Origin of the sequence: Chryseobacterium sp. C39-AII1 (assembly GCF_039672645.1) — a bacterium.
In the GTDB taxonomy this organism is placed as follows: domain Bacteria; phylum Bacteroidota; class Bacteroidia; order Flavobacteriales; family Weeksellaceae; genus Chryseobacterium.
The window spans coordinates 139312-160471 of sequence record NZ_JBDFPQ010000011.1 but is presented as its reverse complement, the minus strand read 5'-3'; the positions used below and the strand labels follow the sequence as shown (position 1 = coordinate 160471).

Below are 21160 nucleotides of genomic sequence, written 5' to 3'. Positions count from 1 at the left end.
TAATAAACTTTTGAGAATCTGTTTTGGAGTGGTGAAGAATAAGACGAAATATCAACCGGATTATCAAAAAAACTTTAAAATTTTAACCTAAATAATTTGCAATTTAACATAGAACATCGGGGCTAGGACTGTGGTATGATACTTCAATATTTGTCATTGGGAGAAAGCAATCTTAAGAAGTTAGAAAACTTCCATCCACTTTGTCATCCTGTAAGGATCTCAACAACCTTTTAGATAACAGTATGGAAAGATTCGTGTCTAGATCCCTACGGAATGACAAACAGAGTGTAAAAATTTATGAATATAAATTCTTCACTCCATTATGTTTCATTTTGAAAGACAGTTAATCGCGAATCCAATATAAGAATCCCATCAACCATCAACTAAAGACCATCAACCAAAATCCTCATATTAAGGTAAGAATTATTTCCTATCTATATCACAAACTCGTTTTACGAATGTTTTTAATTTAACATTTCTTAACGAACCGTTTTTATTTCTTATTTTTGATGGATTCAATTTTATGCAATGAAATTATATAAGTTATCTTTATTGATGCTAGTTTTGGGTGGTTCCGCAATCGCTCAGACTCAGAAATTCACAATGGCGGAGGCAGTTAATGGCTTGAGAACGAACTTGGCCGTTAAAAATATTTCACAATTTTCATGGTCGAATGATGGGAAATCATACATTCAGGCAGTGAAAGGTGGGTATTTAATCACTGATTTAAAAACCAATAAACAGGATACGTTGGTGTCTTTAACTCAGTTGAATAGAAATTTGGCGGACAATAAACTAAAAGCGGTTCCACAAATCAAATTCATCAGCAATTCCCACGGATATTACAATGCAAACGACAAAATGGTTTGGGTTGAAAAATCAGGAAGCGATTGGAAAGTGAAAAACTCTGTAGCAGTTGATAAAGAAGCTTCTAATATGAAGATCTTTGGAGATAACCAAACTTTTGCTTTTACGGTAAAGAATAATTTATTTGTTAATAAAAACGGTAAGACAATTGCTGTAACGAATGATTCTAATGAAAACATTCTAAATGGAGCAGCAAACGTTCACAGAAACGAATTCGGGATCGATACAGGAATTTTCCCTGCGCCAAATTCTGAAAGTGTAGCGTTCTACAGAATGGATCAGACGATGGTTGCAGATTATCCGATCATTGATTGGTCGGTAACGCCTGCGGTGAACCACAATATCAAATATCCGATGGCGGGGCAAACTTCTCATCAGGTGACGTTGGGCGTTTTTAATATCAAAACGCAACAAACAATTTTCCTGAATGTTGAAGGTGAAAAAGATCAATATTTAACGGCAGTTACATGGAGTCCGGATTCAAAATATATTTTCGTCGCGGTGCTGAACAGAGGTCAGAATCACATGAAAATGAATCAGTATGATGCGGTAACAGGAAATTTAGTAAAAACTTTATTTGAGGAAACAAGCGATAAATATGTTGAGCCACAACATCCGTTAACGTTCTTACCGAATTCAAATACAGATTTTATTTGGCAAAGTCAGAGAACGGGGTACAATCATTTATTCCATTATAATGTAGAGAAAGGATTGGTTTCTCAGATCACAAAAGGAGATTGGTTGGTAACTGATATTTTAGGTTTTAATGATAAGAAAAAGGAGATTTATTTCACTTCTACGAAAGAAACGCCTTTAGAAAAACATTTATATAAAATCAACTGGACGAACTTCAAAATGCAGCGTTTAGACAATGCAGAAGGAGTACACAATGGAGTTTTAAGCAGTGACGGAAATTACTTGTATGATTCTTACAGCAATGCTAATACGCCTCGAAGTATTAATTTAATCAACACAAATACCTTAAAATCAAACAATCTTCTGACTGCTGAAAATACTTTAAAAAATTATCAGCGTCCGGAAATTAAAAATATTGAATTAAAAGCAGACGACGGAACACCTTTATACGGAAAGATCATTCTTCCAACGAATTTCGATCCGAACAAAAAATATCCGACCATCGTTTATTTATATAATGGACCACATTTACAATTGATTACAAATACTTTCCCGGCTTCAGGAAATCTTTGGTACGAATATATGGCTCAAAACGGATACATCATTTTTACGATGGATGGAAGAGGTTCTGCGAATCGTGGTCTGAAATTCGAACAGGCAGTTTTCAGAAATTTGGGAACTACTGAAATGAACGACCAGATGAAAGGGGTGGATTATTTGAAATCGCTTCCTTACGTAGATGCTCAGAAACTGGGAATCCACGGTTGGAGTTTTGGTGGATTTATGACGACAAGCTTCATGCTTCGTAAACCGGATGTTTTCAAAGTTGGTGTGGCAGGAGGTCCTGTAATCGACTGGAGCATGTACGAAATCATGTACGGTGAAAGATATATGGATACGCCACAGGAAAATCCACAAGGGTATGCAACGGCAAATCTTTTAGATAAAGTTCAGAATCTGAAAGGAAAATTACTAATGATTCATGGAGCTCAGGATGATGTTGTGGTTTGGCAACATTCCGTGAAATTCATTAAATCGGCTGTTGATAATGGAGTACAGTTAGACTATTTTGTTTATCCGGGGCATCCACACAACGTGATCGGGAAAGACAGAGTACATTTGATGCAGAAAATCACTGATTATTTTGATCAGAATTTAAAGAAATAAATACTCAAAATCCAGTCTTTTAGGGCTGGATTTTTTATTTGTTGAAATCTAAACGACCTAGGAAACTGAAGCGTTAAGAAAATTAAAATTTGATTCGTTAAAAAATTTCCACTGTTCGAAGCGCGAGAATACTATTGAACTAAAAGGCAAATCTTGAATTCGCGCGAGTTTTGGAAATTTTAGGATTAAGTTTTAATTTTTAGCATCCAGTTTCTAAGTCTTGAACTTTTGTTTCTTTTGTTTCAAGACAAAAGAAAAAGCATATTCCATTCTTACCAAAGATCAATGTTTCTGAGTTCCTATTACCTTAATTTTGCTTATCTAAAATCAACAATATGGAATTAGGAATAGGAATGTTTGGCGATCTATCATTAGATCAGTCAACCGGAAAATATAGAGACGCAGGTGTAAAAATTCGTGAAATTCTGGATCAGGTAAAGTTCATGGATGAGGTCGGAATTGATGTTTTTGCGATGGGCGAGCATCACCGTCCGGATTATGCAGTTTCGTCACCAGAAATTGTTTTAGCTGCGGCAGCAAGTATCACAAAAAATATAAAATTGGCAAGTGGAGTAACGGTTTTAAGTTCATCTGAGCCTGTAAAAGTATATGAAGATTTTTCAACATTAGATTTAATTTCTGATGGTCGTGCCGAGATTTTTGTAGGCCGTGGAAGTTTCATTGAATCTTTTCCATTGTACGGTTATTCTTTGAATGACTATGAACAGCTTTTCGATGAAAAATTAGAATTACTGCTAAAGATAAATTCAGAAGAAAACGTAACTTGGTCGGGGAAACTTCGCGCGCCGATGCAAAATCAAACGGTTTATCCAAGAGCAAAGAATGACGGAAAACTTTCGATCTGGAGAGCGGTTGGTGGAACTCCGCAATCAGTTTTAAGTGCGGCTCAGTTGGGAATGCCTTTAGTGGTTGCCATTATCGGAGGAATGCCGATTCAGTTTAAAAATTTAATTGAATTTTATAAGCAGGAATATCTAAAAGCAGGTCATGATGAGTTTAAAATGCAGATTGCTGTGCATTCTCACACTTTTGTAAGTGATAACCAGAATGTGGTAGACGGATATTTCCATAATTATAAATCACAAATGGATAGAATTGGCTCGTCAAGAGGCTGGGCTCCTTACACGAAAGCACAATATGACGGTGGAAAAAGTAAAGATGGTGCTTTATTCATCGGAAGTCCAGCGGAAGTTGCTGATAAGATTGCTTACATGAAAGAAATCTTTGGAATTACAAGATTTATCGGTCACATGGATGTGGGAGATCCTGCACATGATGTGATGATGAAATCTATCGAATTGTTCGGAAATGAAGTAAAACCGACGATCAAAGATCTATAAAAACCAACCTCCGTTGAAATTTTCAGCGGAGGTTTTTAATGAGTTCTAAATAATTATATGAAGCCGAAAGGCAACGTTTCACTTTTAGTGAGTCCTGAAAGGACGATGTAAATCACGATAGGATAAAATCCTATGCTTTTATAATGGAATCATAGTACGAAATTGCAACCTGCGGATGAAAAGCAAACATATAAGTTTCAAATCCGTTTTCTGTGTTGATACTTTTACTTAAAAGATATTTGTTGTCAATAATATCAATTAATAATAATTCAGGCGTATAAAATGTAATTCCGATTTTATGTTTTGAAGAATCTTCCACATTCGAGCTGATGAGGTCGAGTTTAAAACTTTCGATCGGAAAAAATGTATTTCCCAACACATCAGGAAGACTTTTAATTTCGCCGTTCAGTTGTGAAATATAGTTGGTAACAGAAGCGCTCAACAAAAAAGGAATTCTTTCTGCATGAGGATTTTTTGTCAGCAATTCCCAGTAATTTTTCACCGGATTTTCTTTTTCATCAAAAACCTGATGCTGAATTTTATATTCAAAATAGGTGTCTTCAAAAATATATTTATCCCACGTCAGCGTAGAATTCTGATCGATGACAATTCGGAAGGCCAGTTTTATTTTTGCTTTCATTGTTTTACGTTTTAAGCTTATTCAAACTAAATATTTTTTTAACCACAAAAGAAGCAAAAGCTATTTTTACAGGTATTACTAGACCATTAAAAGTTTTCAAAAGGATAAAATCAAAGATTTTTAAGAGCTAATGTTTTCTTTTTTTCTGTTGAATAGTAAGCTTTAATTACATTATCAAAATCTTTTGTGCCTTTTGCGGTTGAATAAAAAAGCTTAAACAAGTTCTTTAATAAAATCAGGGCAGTTTTCCACGCCTACCCTGATTTCAAAACAAATTGATTATGAAAAAAATATCTAACACTAAATGTATTAATTGATTTCTATGATTCGGTTTTCAGTGGATATCCCAGTTGAGTTTTCAATTATTATTTTCAAATGATACACTCCGGATTTTAACTGATTTCCACTAAATTTTATCTCCTGTTTTCCTTCGGAAAGTTCCTGTTGATCAAGAATCGTCAGAAGTTTGGCCCCGTTTCCCGCATAACATTCTACCGTCACCCTAGATTTTTCATCTAAATGGATGAAAAAAATAGTTTCTCTTCGGAACAAATTAGGAGTATTTCTTTTCACGATATTTTCAGACTTCAAAAAACAGAATCAGCGCATTTTCGCTTAATGCTTCAAATTCCAAAATTTCCACTTCGGAAAGAAGAATAGCATCTCTGGTTTCCATCAGCCGATTTTGGAATTCAAAAGCACCGTTGATTACCATTCCGAAAATTGATTTTCCTTTTTTGTATAAAGCATATTTCTGTTCTTCTCTTCCGTCATATAAACCGATAAAGTTGGGGGATTTCAGATTTTCAGAAATTTGAATCAATGTATTTTTTGTGTTGAGATTTAAATTTTCAACAGAAAAAAAAGTTTCAGAGGTTCTGTTTTTAAATTCCAGCAGTAAAATATCGGCTTTCTCATTCGGAAGATGATTCTGAATTTTTAAAATGTTACTTTCAATCGATTGTAAGGTGAAAATCTGTTCTGAAGAAATAGGCTTTTCAAAATCATTGATTAAAATTTCACCATATAAAACAATGACCAGAATGCTGCTTTTTTCCTGATAATGAAACTCGAAATCTTCGTTTTCATCTACAATAATTTCGACCGCTTTTTTCAGTTTTATATTTTCTTCACCCGAGAAAATTTCATTCACCAACGACAAATTTTCCTTTTTCCAAACAGAAAAATCAGATTTAAATATTTTTGAAGGACTTTGAACTAACATCATTTCTTAGGTTTAATATTTCCACAAGGCACAGATCAACACCTTGCTTTTGATTTTTAACACTTCACATATATAGTTTCGATCGGTGTAAACCTGTGCGTTTGCGGAAACGGGTAATAAACTAATATTAAACAACTTCTCTCTTCAATTTAAGCCGAAACTTTTATGGTGTGGGTCAGAGAAAAACCTCCGCTGACACTTCCCGAAATACTGGACATTTCGTTGGAGGTTCCATCACTGAACACGTTATCATTCGCATTGTAAGTATATCCGCTCATGCCTTTGTAGCCTGTACTGGCTCCTACGAGCACTATCGCGCTGTCACTGCCTTCGGGAAATGCAATCTGAGTTACCAAAAGCGATTGCCCGGAAGAACTGTAGACATGAACGTGAATATGCGTGGCTCGGCCATTATACCAACCCGGAAAAATAGAGGTAAAAGCTACCTGCCCGTTAGCGTCCGTCGTTTGTCTTCCTCTCAGGAAATGAACTGTTGTATAATTCGCCGACTGCATTCCCGTTCCGCCATATTCAGAATAATTTCCATCTTTATCACAATGCCAGATATCTACTAAGGCACCTTGTAAATTGGCACAGCTTGCATTCACATTCTGAATGGTAAGGGTAATGGTTAACGGAACTCCCGTTCTGTCACTCACAATATTTGACTGAACCAGACTTGATGGAGATTTTGTAGGAAATGGGCCTTCGGTTTCAGAATTCGTCACAGAACATCCTGTGGAAGACGAGCCTGAACCTGACGAGCTGCCGGATGTTGAATCTAAAACATCATCATCACTTCCGCAACGGATTAAAAGAGGAGCAGCAACAGCAGTTACGCCTGCTAATCCAAGAGTTTTTAAAAATCCTTTTCTTGTTACTGTTTTCATAATACGGGGTTTTTAGAGTTACTATTTTAAAAGACAATTAGGATAGCTCTCGCCTATTTTTTTGTTTTCAAATTTTATACTTCAAATGTATTTTCAAAAAACGTCCCCGTGAAATTTATGAGGTAAACTTATAAAATGTGTCGGTAAATGATTGTTTTTTAAGAGTTGTTAAGAATATGATCAGGAAGAAATATGTGACCTAGGAAATAAAAACGTTAAGAAAATAAATTTTTATGAACGTTAAAAAAATTCTACTGTTTGAGCGCGACAACAATGCTGAAAATAAAACAAAATTTTGAATTCGCGCAAGTTTTAGAATTTTTAGAGAATAAAATTTATTTTTAGTTTTTATTTCCAGTCTTGAATTTTTGATTCTTTTGTTTCAAGACGAAAGAATAAGAATTATTTATTCACAATCCTCATCACCTCCTCCTTATACGTTTCCCCAATCGGAATGATAAAATCCCCGATATGAATATTACGGTTAACAATAGTTTTGATATTCTGAACCGGAACAATATAAGAGCGGTGAACGCGGGTAAAATCTTTTTCAGAAAGCTTTTCCAGAATATTTTTCATCGAAGAACGCGCAATGATTTTCGAATGATCTTTTAAATGAATCTGAATATAATCATCCAGACTTTCAATCAGCAGAATATCATCAAAATTGATCTTATGAAGCTTATAATCCGCACGAATCGAAAGGTGTTTTATCTCGTCAGTTTCATTATTGGTCTTTACTTTTTCTACCGCTGCTTTAAATCTTTCAAAAGAAAAAGGCTTCAGTAAATAATCCACCGCATTCAGGCTGAAAGCGTCCACAGCATATTCTGAATACGCCGTTGTGAAAATAACTTTGGTATTTTGGGAGATGTTTTTGTAGAAGTCCATTCCGTTTTTGGATGGCATTTCGATATCTAAAAAGATGAGGTCAACAGGAAATTTATTTAAATATTTTTGCGCATCACTTTGGGTATTGAAGATCTTTTCAAGAGAAAGATTTTCAATTTTTCCGGCATAATTCTCAATAATTTTCAGTGCGAGAATTTCATCGTCCAAAGCAATGGCTTTTATCATATTTTTTAGATTAAATTAATTTTTAAATCCACTTCAAAGGTAGCTCCGTCGTTGTTCATTTCCAGAGTATGTTTGTCCGGATAGGTTTGCTGTAAATGTTCTATTGTATTTTTTAGACCAACTTTCAGACTGTTTTCGTCAGCTACTTTTTTATTCACAATATTATTGAAAACATTGAAGCTCAGAATATCTTCCTGAACAATCACTTTTACTGTAATTTTTGAGTTTTCTTCAGCGTTAAAACCATATTTAAAGGCATTTTCAATAAAATTCACCAAAATAAAAGGTGCAATTTTCAGTCCTTTCATTTCTCCGATTTCGGTATAAGAAAAATCTAAACTGCTGTCTGTTCTTACCAATTGAAGGGCAATATAATCTTTTAAATATTCAATTTCTTTATCTAATTCAACAAAATCTTTACTGCTTTCCTGAACCACATACCGCATTACATTCGAAAGTTTTAAAATTCCGTTCGGAGCATCATCAGATTTCAACAGTGCCAAAGAATAAATGGAATTTAAAATATTAAACAAAAAGTGCGGTTGAAGTTGATATTTTAAATTTAGTAGTTCAGCCTTTGCTTTCGATTTTTCCAGTTCTTTTTTCTCATTATTTCTAAAAATAAAAAGTGAAGAAAGGAAAGAAAAAAGAAAGGGCAATACAGAGGAAAAGATCATCTGCCGATAAGAACCCTCATTTCTCGGTCCGAAATTTTCATGAGGAGCTCTGTCTATTGAAGGAGGAGGAAAATCTCCATTGGGATAAGGCATTGGGGGTGGCCCCAGTTCCATTTGAGAGGGCTGTCCGGAGAAAATATTTTCTGAAGCCAGATAATAAGGCAGAAAAATCATCATTCCAAAACAGATTAAAATACAAACGGTGAAGGCTAAATATTTTTTCTGATTGTAAAGCTTTGGTAGAAAAATATTCAGATTGACATAAAAGAAGATAATCACCATTACAAAACGAATAAATTCCCGCTGAAATGGCGAAACTCTGAAAACAGATAACGTACCGTCAAAATCCGGAGACGAAACGATCGGAATTGTTAACAGTAATGGAATCAGTATAATATGTGGCCATATTTTCTTCACTAACTAATATTTTTATTCAAATATAAATAAAATACGAAGGACATTATCATATGAAAGACACTTCAATAAATAAAATGACCACTTTAAACCTCCTGCTTCAACCATCCATCTTCCAGCGATTGCATTTAAACGATATGGATCAAGCTTCCGCGTTCTTCATCCTTCACAATTTCCAGCGCAACAGGAATTTTTTCTTTCAGCTCTTCCACATGCGAAATAATTCCTACAATTCTGTTTTCTTTTTGAAGTGCATTCAATGTTTCAAATACAATATTTACAGATTCAAGATCCTGGGTTCCAAAACCTTCGTCAATGAAAAAGAAGTTTTTATCTGATTGGGCATTAGCTTGGACACTTTCTGCCAAAGCAAGCGCTAGACTCAAAGAAACCTGAAAAGATTGCCCACCAGACAAGGTTTTTACACTTCTGCTGCGACCTTCATTCAGGTAATCGATAATTTCAAAATCATTATTCTCATTCAGTTGCAAACTGAGTTGATTTCGCGTCATTCTATGGAATCGGATATTGGCATGATCGCATAGCTGTCGCAGATAAATTGATGAAACATATTGTACAAAACCGGCAGCTTTAAAAAGATTGGTCATTACTTTTAGATTTTCAGAACGCTTTTGAAGTTGAGATAATTCTTTCAGTAAATCTTCTTTTTTGCGGTATTCTTTTTCTAGTCTTTCGATTTCAGATGATAATTTTACAACCAGATCATTAATTTGCTTTAAATGATTTTCTGCATCATTAAATTCATTTTCTTTGGCCGCAAACTGTTCATGATCAAAAGAAAAATCTTTTAGTTTTTCTTCTAATTCATGAATTCCGTTCTTTAATGTTTCAAAATCGATTTTAAATTTTTGGATCCAATTTCTCCTTTCTTCAACATTTATTTTTTGATGCAGAATCGTTTCGATTTCAGAAAAATTATTAAAATTGTTTTGACTTAATGAAGCGTTGATTAATTCCGTATTCGACAAAATTTCCAGCTTTAATTCTGAAATCTGTTTTTCCAACTGATTCAAAATGGCTTTTTCTTCTGCCAGTTTTGGAGAAATTTGTTTTTCTTTCTGAACTAATTCATGATAATTTTTCTCTGTCTCAGTATTTGATTTTGACAGTGTGTGATAAATATTTTCAATTTCTTCTGTTGTTTTATCAGAATAATTTTCCCAATTCAGTATTTTTAAATTAGAACGGTTGCTATTAATTTGCTCCTCTTTTTTAGCTTCCTGAATTTTAAACGTTTCAAGTGCCTTTTGGTATTTTTCTAAATTTTCAATTTCTTTAGCTAAGGTTTCCCTTTCCTTGAAAATAGTTTGATTCAATTGTTCAATTTGCTTTTCGGCCTCGAGAGAAGAGCTACGTTTTGCCTCAAATTCAGCTTCTTTTTCATAACTGAATTCAGTCCAGATAAATTGTTTTAGATGATTTTCAATATGATGTTGAATGTCTGAAATAATTTCCTGTTCAGCTTTTAATTGATTTTCAAAAATTCCTTTTCTTTCCAGAATTTTATCAATCTCATTTTCCTTTTTTTGTAGGTTGATTAATTCTTGATCTACAGATTGAACTTTTTCCTCAAATTCTTTCAATTCTGAATGTACATCATGAAATTCCACAATATTCGGATGTTCAGAAGATCCACAAAGCGGACAAGCTTCACCGTTGTGAAGTTCACTCGTGAATTTTGCCAACTCTTGCTGAATTTTTAAATGATCCAGTTTTTGTGAAAATTCTTTCTTTTGAATCTCAAGGTTTTCTTTTTTCTGTTGAAAGCTTTCTTTAAAATTTTCAGGAAATGCTTTTAATTCATCTGAAATTTTCAGAATCTGTAATTCCTGTTTTTTTATTTTTTCAGATTGATCTTCTTGCGATTTTTTTAAATTCTTTTGTTGAATAAACCAGTTTCCAACCTGTAAAAGAAGATTGGAATCAAGTTTCTTTGGCTTTAAAGTTTCGGCTTCCTTGGAAAGAAGATCGATATTGTGCTGAATATTTTTTCTTTTTTCTTCAACTTCCTGAACTTCCTTTGAACCTTTTTGAGTTCTTTCCTTAAGTTTTTTAATTTCATCGGAATAATTGAGAATCTGCACAATTAAATTCAGGTCATTTTCCTGTATTTTAGATTGCTCCAATGCCTCAAACTTCGGCTGAATAGCGGTAAGCTGTTCTTTTATGGAATGAAATTGAGCTTCGGTTTTCTTAACAGTGGTATTTTGTTTTTCAGCATCAGATTGCTTTGCCGAAATTTCTTTTGAAAGTTTATCTTTTTCAGCCAATAGAGGATTGAAAATTCTGGAAACTCGGTCGTAAATATCAGTTTGGGTTTCTAAAATATCAATTTCCGCTTTTTGTGCAGAAAGGTTGCTGAAGTTTTCTTTTTTCTGTTTTAAATTTTCAAAATCTGTTTTTAGATTTTTAAGCTGTTGAAAGCTCGCCGAAATTTTTTGGAAATTATCTTTTGCTTCTGAAAACTTGTGTTGTTCCGTTTTTAAAGTTTCTTTTTCCGCAGAAATCTGTTCCTCGGTAATTTCTTCAAAACCTTTTAACTGTCCATCCAGCTGATCGAGTTCCGATCTGTTTTTAACATTCAGAGAAGCTACATTATTCTGAAGATCAAAACGCTGAAGGTTAAAGATTTCCTTCATCATCGTTGTTCTTTCCGTCGCGCCAAGCTCTAAAAATTCTTTAAACTGACCTTGCGGAATAATGATGGTTCGTTTGAAATTAGCATAATTCAGTCCGATAATTTGCTCGGCATTCGAATGCTCCAAAGGAATCCATTTCCCCTCAATCTGCTGATAAAAAGTAACCGAACTTGGTTTTACGTCGTCAAATTTTTTAGAATTGCGTCGGAAATCTCGTGTCGCACGGAACAGTTTGTTTTCAAAATTCAAAAAATCAAACTCAATATAGGAAGTGTTCGATTTTAAATTCATCATATTATACGCTCTTTTATCACGCATATTCAGACGTTCCGTTTCGCCATAAAGGGCAAAAGAAATGGCTTCAAGAATAGATGATTTTCCAGAACCTACGGAACCAAAAATACCGAACAAACCAGCATCGGTAAGATTTTTAAAATCAATGATCTGTCTTTCCTGATATGAATAAAGTCCTTCAATAGTGAGCTGAACAGGGATCATGGTTTAGGCATTTAAAATTTCGTTAAACAAATTCATTAAGTCTTCATTGGCTTCCTGGCCGCCGTTTTTAGATTTAAAATAATCCTGAAACAGAGTTTCTATATTTTGGTTTAAATTAATCTCATGAATCGAATTTTCAGCAAATTCCTGATTTTTAATTTTTGGAATTAAATATACAATGCCGCTGTGGGACTGATACAAAAGTTTTCTTTCGTCAGCCGTCAGAAATGTGGTGCTTTCTAATGTTAATTCAACAAAAGTATGAGGATTTTCTGTGAGCCAGTTAACCGCGTTTTTTACGGAATCAAATGTTTTTCGTACTAAACTTTTTCCGCTTTCTAACTGTATTTTTTCAAAAGAAACGTTTTTTCCGCTTTCTGCATTAATGATAGAAATATATTTTTTTTGTCCGGCTTCACTAAAACTGTAACAAAGTGGTGAAGATGAATAGATAACAGGTTTTTCAACAGTTCCGATATTTTGAAATCCGTGCAAATGTCCCAATGCGGTATACTGAATCTGATGCGGAATGATGTCTGAAAAAATAAGATCTGCATTGCCTATTTTAATGGGCTTTTCACCTTCAGGCTCTTCAATAATTTCGTTTCCTTTTTTGTTCATATATAAATGAGCCGTGAGAATATTGATTCCGTTTTCATCACAGAATTCATCGGCAAGGTATTTCCAGTTTTCTGCTAAAACGTTGTTGATTTCCTCTTCTTTATTTTCTCCAAAATATTCTTTTAAACGAATTTCATTCGCGTAAGGCGTGTGAAGAATACGAATAGGAGTTTCTGAATTTTTCAATACTAATTCTATAAAACCTTCTTCCGATTTTGAAATCGTAAAATATTCGGTTTCAAAAGGATTGATCTTCGCTTTGGGATGACCAATAAGAATAATGCCGCACTCACGCGCCAAAGGATCGGGAGCATTGATGAGATTGGGAGAATCATGATTTCCAGCGATCGCAATTACGGGACGTTTTCCGTTTAATGATAAACGTTTCAGGGTTTTATAAAATAATTCTACCGCTTCCACATTCGGATTGAAATTGTCAAAAAGATCTCCGGCAATCAAAATAATATCTGCATTTTGTTCATCAGCGATTTGAACAATTTCGTCCATAATAGAAACCTGTTCTTCCAATCTTGAAAAACGGTCGAGGCGTTTCCCTAAATGCCAGTCGGCGGTGTGTAGAATTTTCATATTGTATCGTTCTCTTCTCTTGCTTTAAAATCTTCACGAATCTGCTTTAAACGTTCTTTTCTTTCTGCTTCCGCATTTTGTTGCTTCCGTTTTTTCTGATCGATCTTCTTTTTATTTTTTTGCCTGTTGGCTTCGTTATTTTTGCTCATATCAATGTATTCCCAAAAGTAATTTTATATGAATAGATGATCAAAAATACTAAAGATTAAGGGGGAAAGCAATTTTTCAATCTAAGGTTGATGAAATATTTTATACAGATAAATGTTTTCTTCCAGCGAGTTTGTTTATAACCTGCATACTTTTTACAAAGGTTTCAAACAAGGTTGTTTGTAATGAAATACAACTGCATTTGATTTGTTTCAAGGTTGTTTGTGACTTCCTGCGTTTGCATTTTGTCTGTTTCACCATTGTTTGTAATCAACTGCAATTGCATTTGGTTTGTTTTACTATTGTTTGTAATCAACTGCAATTGCATTTAGTCTGTTTTACTGTTGTTTGTAACCAAATGCAATTTTAAATCATAAAATCAAGCAGGCTTTTGAAATCTGTTTGCTTTAGAAATGAAATTAATATCTTTACAGCATTATGGAACAACAATCAAAAGATCCCCTTCACGGAAAAAGACTGGACGCCATTCTTGAGGAATTGGTAGATTATTACAATGGTTTTGAAAAGTTGGGCGAGCAGATTAATATCAAATGTTTTACAGATAATCCCAGTATCAGTTCTTCACTGAAGTTTTTGAGAAAAACAGATTGGGCGAGGACAAAGGTGGAAAGTTTATACCTTTTTGTATTAAGACAAAAAAAACGAGACGAAAGAAAAGGGTAGAAGTAGTATGGGGGAAATTCTTGTTTCAATCTAATTACTCGATCAATGATTTCAAAAGCAGTATATTTGTACAATTAATCGTGAACTGAAACTCACGACAAAAAATTAAAATATGACAATCGAAAACAATCATGTTGTAGCTGTAAAGTACATCCTTCACACGATAGAAGAAGATGGAACAAAGGTTTTAGTAGAAGAAACAACAGCAGAAAATCCATTAACATTCTTATACGGTGTGGGAATGATGATTCCTAAGTTTGAACAAAATATCCTTGGTTTGAAAGCAGGTGATAAGGCAGATTTTGTAATTCAGCCAGAAGAAGCTTACGGTGAAAAGCAAGAAGATGCTATCGCTCAGTTGCCAATTGATATGTTCGCAGAATCTGGAATTCCGCCAGTAGGAGCTATCTTGCCTTTATCTGACAATCAAGGAAATAATTTCCAGGCATTTGTAGTAGAAGTTACTCCTGAAGCAGTGGTTGCAGATCTTAATCACCCAATGGCTGGTAAAGTGTTGGATTTCCAGGTGGAAGTTTTAAATACTCGTCCTGCGACTGAAGAGGAGTTATCTCACGGTCACGCACACGGAATCGACGGAAACGAAGCTCACTAAGAGTTTTCTAAAAAATATGAATGTCCGGCAGAAATGCTGGACATTTTTTTGTTTGAATTACTATAAAATATCACACAATCAATTTTATCGAAGATAAAATCCTTGCGCCTTAAACCATAATGGCTATAAAAAACTTAGTGCCTTTGCGATGACCAACCAGAGGATTTATATTTAATCTAAAAACTCACCACTCACATAAAACCAACGATTTTGAATCATTTTAAATGTGGATAACTCGTGATGAACCTGCTTCTGCCCATCCTGATCAGTATAAAAAGCTTTAAACTCCACTTTATTCATAGATGGTTTATCCACAATTTCAAGTTTCGTCCATTCATTGATTTCTCCCCATTCCTGCAAATCTTTTTTGCTGTGATTTTGTCTTTTGCTCGGAGAAGTGGTTTGCATTAAATATCCTCCATTCGGAATGGCAAATGCCGAAAACCTCGAACGCATCAAAGCTTCTGCTGTAGGTGCATTTTTTTCTCCGGTGTGATAAGGTTGGCAACATTCTTCGTAAGATTTTCCTGAACAGCAGGGACAATTCATTTTTCTAAATTTTATTTGAACGCAAATTTACATTAATATTTTTCTCTAACAGATTTTACAGATGACGCAGATTTAATATTATCATGGAGAATTAAAATACAAACATCTGCGAAATCTGTAAAATCTGCGAGATATTTAGTAGCGCCATCCGTGAAAGACATTAGAGCCATTATTGTTTAGAAAAAATCAAAAAAAGCATCCAAAAAATTGAATGCTTTTAAAAATTTATTTAATAAAACCTCTGTTTCTCAATAAAGGCTTGATATCCGGATCGTGTCCTGTAAAGTCTCTGAATGCCTGATTCAGATCCACAGAATTTCCTACCGAAAGAATATATTTTCTGAAACGATCTCCGTTTTCTCTCGTCAGTCCGCCGTTTTTAGAAATCCATTCCCAAGCGTCGTTATCCAACGTTTCAGACCACAAATAGGCGTAATATCCTGCAGAATAACCACCGCCCCAGATGTGTGCAAAATATGGTGTGTGATATCTTGGAGGAACCGTAGCCAACGTAAATCCGTGTTTTGTTAAGGATTGTTTTTCAAAATCTAAAACTGGAATCAACTGACTTTCATTGGTTACCGTATGCCAATCCATATCCAGTTCGGCAGCAGAAACCAATTCGGTAGTCATATATCCTTGATTGAAAGTCGCTGCTTTTTTAATTTTATCAACCAAAGCCTGTGGAATTGGCTGTTTTGTTTCATAATGTAAAGCGTAATTTTTCAAAACGATAGGATCTAAAGCCCAATGTTCATTGATTTGGGAAGGGAATTCAACGAAATCTCTCGGTACATTCGTTCCTGAAAGTGAAGGATATTTTTGGCTGGCGAACATTCCGTGAATAGAGTGACCAAATTCATGGAAAATTGTTGTTACATCATCATAACTAATTAGTGAAGGTTTTCCCGGAGCCGGTTTCTGATAATTGTAGCAATTTACAATCACGGGTTTTGTTCCTAATAAATATGATTGCTCAACGAAGTTACTCATCCAGGCACCACCATTTTTAGAATCTCTCGTGTAGAAGTCTAAGTAATAGATTGCGATAGATTTCCCGTCGTGATCGAAAACTTCGTACGTTACCACATCCGGATGATAAACCGGAAGATCTGTTCTTTTTTTGAAAGTCAATCCGTAGAATTTTTCAGCAGCAAAGAAAACTCCTTTTTCCAAAACGGTTGTAATTTCAAAATAAGGCTTGATTTGATTTTCATCTAAATCGAATTTCGCTTTTCTTACCTGTTCAGCGTAAAAATTCCAATCCCAAGGTTCAACTTTGAAACCTCCTTTCTGCTGATCGATCAAATCCTGAATATCTTTTGCCTCACGTCTTGCAGTTTCTACTGCAGGTGTTGCAATTTGATTCATTAAATTAGTCGCTGCTTCCGGATTTTTTGCCATCTGATCCTGCAATTTCCATTCTGCGAAACTTTTCTTGCCTAAAACCTGAGCTTTTTTAAGTCTAAGTTTAGCTAATTTTTCAATCGTTTCTCTCGTGTCGTTTCCGTCACCTTTTTCAGCTCTCAACCAAGAAGCTTTGAATAGTTTTTCTCTGGTTGCTCTGTTTTTAAGGTTTTGTAAAAGGGGCTGTTGCGTGGTATTTTGTAAAGCCAAAAGATATTGACCAGGTTTTCCTGCATTTTTAGCATCAGAAGCTGCCGCTGCGATTTCATCAGCTGAAAGTCCGTCTAATTCTTTGGCATCATTAAAGAAAACTCCGCCTTGCTTTCTCGCTTCCAATAATTTATTGGAATATTGAGTCGAAAGTGAAGCCAATTCCTGATTGATTTGCTTTAATTTTTCTTTATCCGCAGAAGAAAGATTGGCTCCTGCAATTTCAAAATTTTGCTTATAATATTGTAATAATCTTTTGCTTTCAGAATCTAAACCATTTTCAGAAATAGCTTTAATTCTTTTATAAAGATTTTCATTCAGATACATTTTATCAGAATGAGCCGCGAAAATCGGAGCGTATTCTTCATCTAAAGCCTGCAGAGTAGGGTTTGTATTGGCACTTGTAAGGTTTGAAAATACAATCGTTGCTCTTTTCAAAATTTCGCCACTTTGTTCTAATGCTACAATCGTGTTTTCGAAAGTCGGAGCTTCAGGATTATTGGCAATTTTCAGGATTTCGGCATCGTGTTGTTGTAATCCGAAATCAAAAGCTGGTTTAAAATGTTCATTTTTAATTTTATCAAACTCAGGAGCTTCGTACTGAAGCTTGCTTTTCATCATGAAAGGGTTTGAAGCTAATGAAGCAGGAATTGTGATTTCCTGTTGTGTATCGGTTTTTTTCATTGTAGTACAAGAGTAATTAAATGCTAATGCAGAAATTAATAATACCGATGTAATATTTTTCATAAATTAGTTGTTAATAAAGTATAAAGATAATTAAAACTTAATTCATAAAACCATTTAACATGAAATCTACACCGCTTTTTATATTCTCAGCCTTCCTTTTACTGTCTTCGTGTAACGAAAAACATGAACGAAGATCCCACGAAAATGATAAAAATACATGGGTTGAAAAGGTTGTCAGTAAAGATAATGGACCATTAAAACAGAAGGAAATAAGCGGCGATTTTGATGAAATTGAGGTTTCTCAAGCCATTAATGCCGAAATTATAAAATCTGAAACCGAAAGAGTAGTAATCTCCGCGCCTGAAAGTATCATTAATGAAGTTTTGGTGGATATTGACGGAAAAGAACTTCATATTCATTACAAACCGGGAATTCGGGTGATGAACAATAATAAGGTAACTGCGAAAATTTATACGAGAGATTTCACAAAGTTGAAAGCAAATTCCGCAGCAAGTATCAATGTAAAAGATAAGTTCACTCAGGAAAAAACGAATATTGATATTTCGAGTGCTGCAAGTATTTCCGGAGATCTGGAAGCTAACGATTTTGAAATTTCTGTAAGCAGCAGCAGTAGTTATTCTGGAAAAATTTGGGCAGTTGATCTTGATTTGGATGCTTCTTCTGCAGCAAGTGTAGATATTTCTGGAAAGGCTAAAAATGCAGAAATTTCTTCTTCGTCAGGAAGTAGCGTGAATGCTAAAGACGTGATTGCAGATAATGTAAAAGCTGAATCTTCAAGCGGATCTAGCATTGAAATTAGCGCACTTTCCAAAGTTGATGCAGATGCGTCGTCGGGAGGAAGTGTGAATGTTTATAAAAAAGGAAATGTTTCTACAGTCAATAAAAGAGAAAGTAGTGGAGGAAGTGTAAATATTCAATAGAAATTGATACATTATAGAATAAGTTTCGGCGGCCGAAGGCCGCCGAAACCATTTATTTCAAACTAAAACTAGAAACTTTTCGACCATTTAGCGGTTGAATTGATCTGTTATTGCTTTTAGGAAGGTGTTTTGCGATGTCTTCAATTTCATCTTCGGTCATTTCAATAGGATTTTTAAACACAATCCATGTCACGTTATCCGAACAAGGAGGAGTGGTAAGCGAACCAGCATACGTAAAATAACTCTTATTTTTAGGATACATTTTTTCAGGATTGAAAATAATGTCTGTATCTTCTTTTTTCTCTTTTGCTAAAGTTTTAAATACCTTGAGCTTTTCAAAATAAGAATTTTCTTTGCCTTCTTTTACCATTACGCCAAGCACAAGAACCGAACCATCCAATGCTTTATGCACAAAATGTAATTCTAAGGGATATCTGATGCCATCAATTTTATGTTCAGATTCTTCATGTGCATGAAACTGCATCAGGAAATATTTCTTATTGTCGTAAGTCACAAAATTTCCATCTTTAAAATCGAATTGTAGCGTATGTCCGTTGTCATTAATATCTTTAATATCACTTTTATCATAGTTGAATCCGATGTTTTTAATTCCTTTTCCGGGAACCACTTTTGAAGTAACGATATTGATGGGAGACTGGCTTTTGCTTTGTCCGCATTTTTCGTTTCCTGTCATTTCTCCCCAATGTTCAGGAGATTCATTTCCCTCGTAGCCCCAATGTTGCTGAGCATTTACGAAACCTAAAGAAAGTAAGCTGATTGATAAGATTATTTTTTTCATTATAGATGTTTATTTTAATTATAAAGATACTTGATATTGTAATAAAACTGCATTTTTTGTCGTTATTTTATCACCTGCATTATTGTAAACAGGGTGATTTTGATAAGAAACGGTAACTTTTGAATTTTGTCCTGAAAGTAGCCACGTTACTCCCATATCCCAAAAATTAACCGACTGATTCAGCCTTTCAAAATCTGAATGTTGAAGAGATGCATAAGGCATTAATGTAGTTTTCCCGATGAGGTTATCCTTTAATTTATATCCGGCTTGTACATAATATGTTGTTCCCGTTCCGTACATTGGAAAAGCGACTCCGCCACCATTTAAAATATCAGGATTATTTTCTCCGTTAATAGGATTCATCGTTCCGGCATTTCTGATGTAATTTTTTCCGAAATCAGAATGAGTGATGTTTCCATATAAGCTGATTGCTCTACCGTCCTTTCCAAGCGGAGCGTCATAGAAAACGTCTGCTGCTAAATGAAACATATTGCTTTGTATAGTATCTTTCGCTTCGTTGGTTCTCCACATTGCATTTTTTTGATAAATAAGTCCGGCTCCCACATTGAAAACAGACTTTTTACCTAAATAAGATCCGGATAAATAAGGGGTTTGGTTAGATTCCTGATCTTTAAACTGATACTGAACATACGCATTATACTGCATTTTTGGAGGCAACGCAGAAAAACTCGAATTAGAAGTAATTGCAGAATTATACCCCGCCATTTTTTTGATAGACATCGGCTGAGCCATTTGCACACGATAATCAAACTTTCCTAATTTACCTTTTGCAAAAACTGATAATTTTCTCAAGAACTGATCTGTCACATCATTCGTCATTTGTTGATACAATGGGGCATCAATTCCTAATTGGGAACCAACTGCGGGAGAAGCAAAACGTGACAATCCGCTCCATCCGGATAATCCCATTCCTAATGATAATTTTGTTTTGTCGATCGCGTATTCACCATAGGCATCATGAACGAAAAAACCTTGCTTTCGGTCTGACAAAGTGTTTAAATTATTCAATCCAAATTGAGTATACATAAAAACACGGTCTGTGATTTGACCAAAGACCTGAATATTAGTTCTTCGTATTCCGATGTCTGTGCCGCTGTTTTTCAGCGTTCCGTCGAATGTAGATCCCGGATTGTATTGTGCCGAACGTATCCAGGCTTGTGTTAAAAATGTGAATTTTAAAAAGTTACTTCCATCTTCATTTAATGGTATTTTTCTGTCTTTTAGAAAGCTGGAAGTTTGCGCATTGATGTTTTGTGCCCCAAAGAATGCCAGGCAGGAATAAAAAATTGTTTTTAAATTTTTCATTTTTGTGTTTATGTTAAAATTGTTTTTAAAATTTGTGTAAATGGATCTTGATCTTCACTTTTCAGAAAAAGATTTCGAGAATGATTAGATAAAATCATTAAAAATGGTAAAATGAGAAGTTTTTAGCAGTCAGATCGCCACTCACAAAATAGATCGTACAAGCAAAGAGAATTACTAAATTCTGTACGATAAAAAATGGAATTAGAACTATTTTGAGAAAAATAATTCGTTTTTATTTTTAACGAAAATAGGATAGGAGAAGTAAAATATTCAAAACCCTCATCACCCTTTTCAGAATCTGAAAACTGAGAATTCAGTTCATATTTTTCAAAATTATAAGTATTGTTTTCAGAATCTTTTTTTTGAAATGTTTTTACATTACCATTATTTTTTTCATAATGGATGATGTTTGAAGTCATAAATGCCAGAAATAAAACCAGCAGCAGACTATTGCAATATTTAAAAGAATTTGAGAA

General features: G+C 34.4%; 19 protein-coding genes. 5 read left to right on the top strand and 14 right to left on the bottom strand.

Annotation, left to right across the window (positions count from 1 at the left end; genetic code table 11):
• The first annotated feature begins 528 nt into the window (after positions 1-528).
• Entirely contained in the window at positions 529-2670 is a 2142-nt protein-coding gene (locus ABEG63_RS16340) for a DPP IV N-terminal domain-containing protein (protein WP_346586264.1), read from the top strand.
• A 335-nt stretch (positions 2671-3005) separates the two neighbouring features.
• A complete protein-coding gene (locus ABEG63_RS16335; RefSeq protein WP_346586262.1) occupies positions 3006-4031 on the top strand; it encodes an LLM class flavin-dependent oxidoreductase in 1026 nt (341 codons plus the stop codon).
• A 130-nt stretch (positions 4032-4161) separates the two neighbouring features.
• On the opposite strand, the gene ABEG63_RS16330 is transcribed toward ABEG63_RS16335, so the two are convergent.
• The 9 genes from ABEG63_RS16330 to ABEG63_RS16290 all read right to left on the bottom strand — a co-directional run bounded on the left by ABEG63_RS16330 (position 4162) and on the right by ABEG63_RS16290 (position 13470).
• A complete protein-coding gene (locus ABEG63_RS16330; protein WP_346586260.1) occupies positions 4162-4671 on the bottom strand; it encodes a hypothetical protein in 510 nt (169 codons plus the stop codon).
• Positions 4672-4980: 309 nt separating this feature from the next.
• Positions 4981-5244 carry a hypothetical protein gene (locus ABEG63_RS16325; RefSeq protein WP_346586258.1) on the bottom strand — a complete coding sequence of 88 codons (264 nt, stop codon included), beginning with the start codon at positions 5242-5244 and terminating at the stop codon, positions 4981-4983.
• A gap of 7 nt (positions 5245-5251) precedes the next feature.
• Positions 5252-5899 carry a hypothetical protein gene (locus tag ABEG63_RS16320; protein ID WP_346586256.1) on the bottom strand — a complete coding sequence of 216 codons (648 nt, stop codon included), beginning with the start codon at positions 5897-5899 and terminating at the stop codon, positions 5252-5254.
• A 146-nt stretch (positions 5900-6045) separates the two neighbouring features.
• Positions 6046-6786, bottom strand: a complete 741-nt coding sequence (locus ABEG63_RS16315) for an intradiol ring-cleavage dioxygenase (RefSeq protein WP_346586254.1) — start codon at positions 6784-6786, stop codon at positions 6046-6048.
• A 402-nt stretch (positions 6787-7188) separates the two neighbouring features.
• Positions 7189-7863 (bottom strand): LytTR family DNA-binding domain-containing protein, encoded by a 675-nt coding sequence (locus tag ABEG63_RS16310; protein ID WP_346586252.1) that lies wholly within the window; start codon positions 7861-7863, stop codon positions 7189-7191.
• A 5-nt stretch (positions 7864-7868) separates the two neighbouring features.
• Positions 7869-8957, bottom strand: coding sequence for a histidine kinase (locus ABEG63_RS16305; protein ID WP_346586251.1), 1089 nt, complete (start codon positions 8955-8957; stop codon positions 7869-7871).
• A gap of 125 nt (positions 8958-9082) precedes the next feature.
• Positions 9083-12112: an SbcC/MukB-like Walker B domain-containing protein gene (locus ABEG63_RS16300; RefSeq protein ID WP_346586249.1), complete on the bottom strand. Its 3030-nt coding sequence runs from the start codon at positions 12110-12112 to the stop codon at positions 9083-9085.
• 3 nt (positions 12113-12115) lie between these two features.
• Positions 12116-13321: an exonuclease SbcCD subunit D gene (locus ABEG63_RS16295; protein ID WP_346586248.1), complete on the bottom strand. Its 1206-nt coding sequence runs from the start codon at positions 13319-13321 to the stop codon at positions 12116-12118.
• Entirely contained in the window at positions 13318-13470 is a 153-nt protein-coding gene (locus ABEG63_RS16290; RefSeq protein ID WP_312391530.1) for a hypothetical protein, read from the bottom strand. The genes ABEG63_RS16295 and ABEG63_RS16290 overlap by 4 nt, the downstream gene beginning before the upstream one ends.
• A 436-nt stretch (positions 13471-13906) precedes the next feature.
• On the opposite strand from ABEG63_RS16290, the gene ABEG63_RS16285 reads away from it, so the two are divergent.
• Positions 13907-14152, top strand: a complete 246-nt coding sequence (locus ABEG63_RS16285) for a VF530 family protein (RefSeq protein WP_267404330.1) — start codon at positions 13907-13909, stop codon at positions 14150-14152.
• Positions 14153-14264: 112 nt separating this feature from the next.
• Complete coding sequence (locus ABEG63_RS16280) at positions 14265-14765, top strand: peptidylprolyl isomerase (protein ID WP_267404328.1); 501 nt, start codon at positions 14265-14267, stop codon at positions 14763-14765.
• Positions 14766-14936: 171 nt separating this feature from the next.
• Here the strand turns inward: ABEG63_RS16280 and ABEG63_RS16275 are convergent, their stop codons facing one another.
• The 3 genes from ABEG63_RS16275 to ABEG63_RS16265 all read right to left on the bottom strand — a co-directional run bounded on the left by ABEG63_RS16275 (position 14937) and on the right by ABEG63_RS16265 (position 17678).
• Positions 14937-15314: a YchJ family protein gene (locus ABEG63_RS16275; RefSeq protein WP_312391518.1), complete on the bottom strand. Its 378-nt coding sequence runs from the start codon at positions 15312-15314 to the stop codon at positions 14937-14939.
• Positions 15315-15346: 32 nt separating this feature from the next.
• Positions 15347-15475, bottom strand: a complete 129-nt coding sequence (locus ABEG63_RS16270) for a hypothetical protein (protein WP_346586246.1) — start codon at positions 15473-15475, stop codon at positions 15347-15349.
• A gap of 64 nt (positions 15476-15539) precedes the next feature.
• Complete coding sequence (locus tag ABEG63_RS16265; protein WP_346586244.1) at positions 15540-17678, bottom strand: M3 family metallopeptidase; 2139 nt, start codon at positions 17676-17678, stop codon at positions 15540-15542.
• Between the two features lie 59 nt (positions 17679-17737).
• Between ABEG63_RS16265 and ABEG63_RS16260 the strand changes: the two genes are divergently transcribed.
• On the top strand, positions 17738-18559 hold the full coding sequence (locus ABEG63_RS16260; RefSeq protein WP_267404322.1) for a DUF2807 domain-containing protein: 822 nt from the start codon (positions 17738-17740) through the stop codon (positions 18557-18559).
• Between the two features lie 52 nt (positions 18560-18611).
• Here the strand turns inward: ABEG63_RS16260 and ABEG63_RS16255 are convergent, their stop codons facing one another.
• Together ABEG63_RS16255 and ABEG63_RS16250 are read right to left on the bottom strand one after the other, a co-directional pair.
• Entirely contained in the window at positions 18612-19358 is a 747-nt protein-coding gene (locus ABEG63_RS16255) for a carbonic anhydrase family protein (protein ID WP_267404320.1), read from the bottom strand.
• Between the two features lie 18 nt (positions 19359-19376).
• Positions 19377-20684, bottom strand: a complete 1308-nt coding sequence (locus tag ABEG63_RS16250) for a hypothetical protein (RefSeq protein ID WP_312391479.1) — start codon at positions 20682-20684, stop codon at positions 19377-19379.
• Positions 20685-21160: the final 476 nt, after the last annotated feature.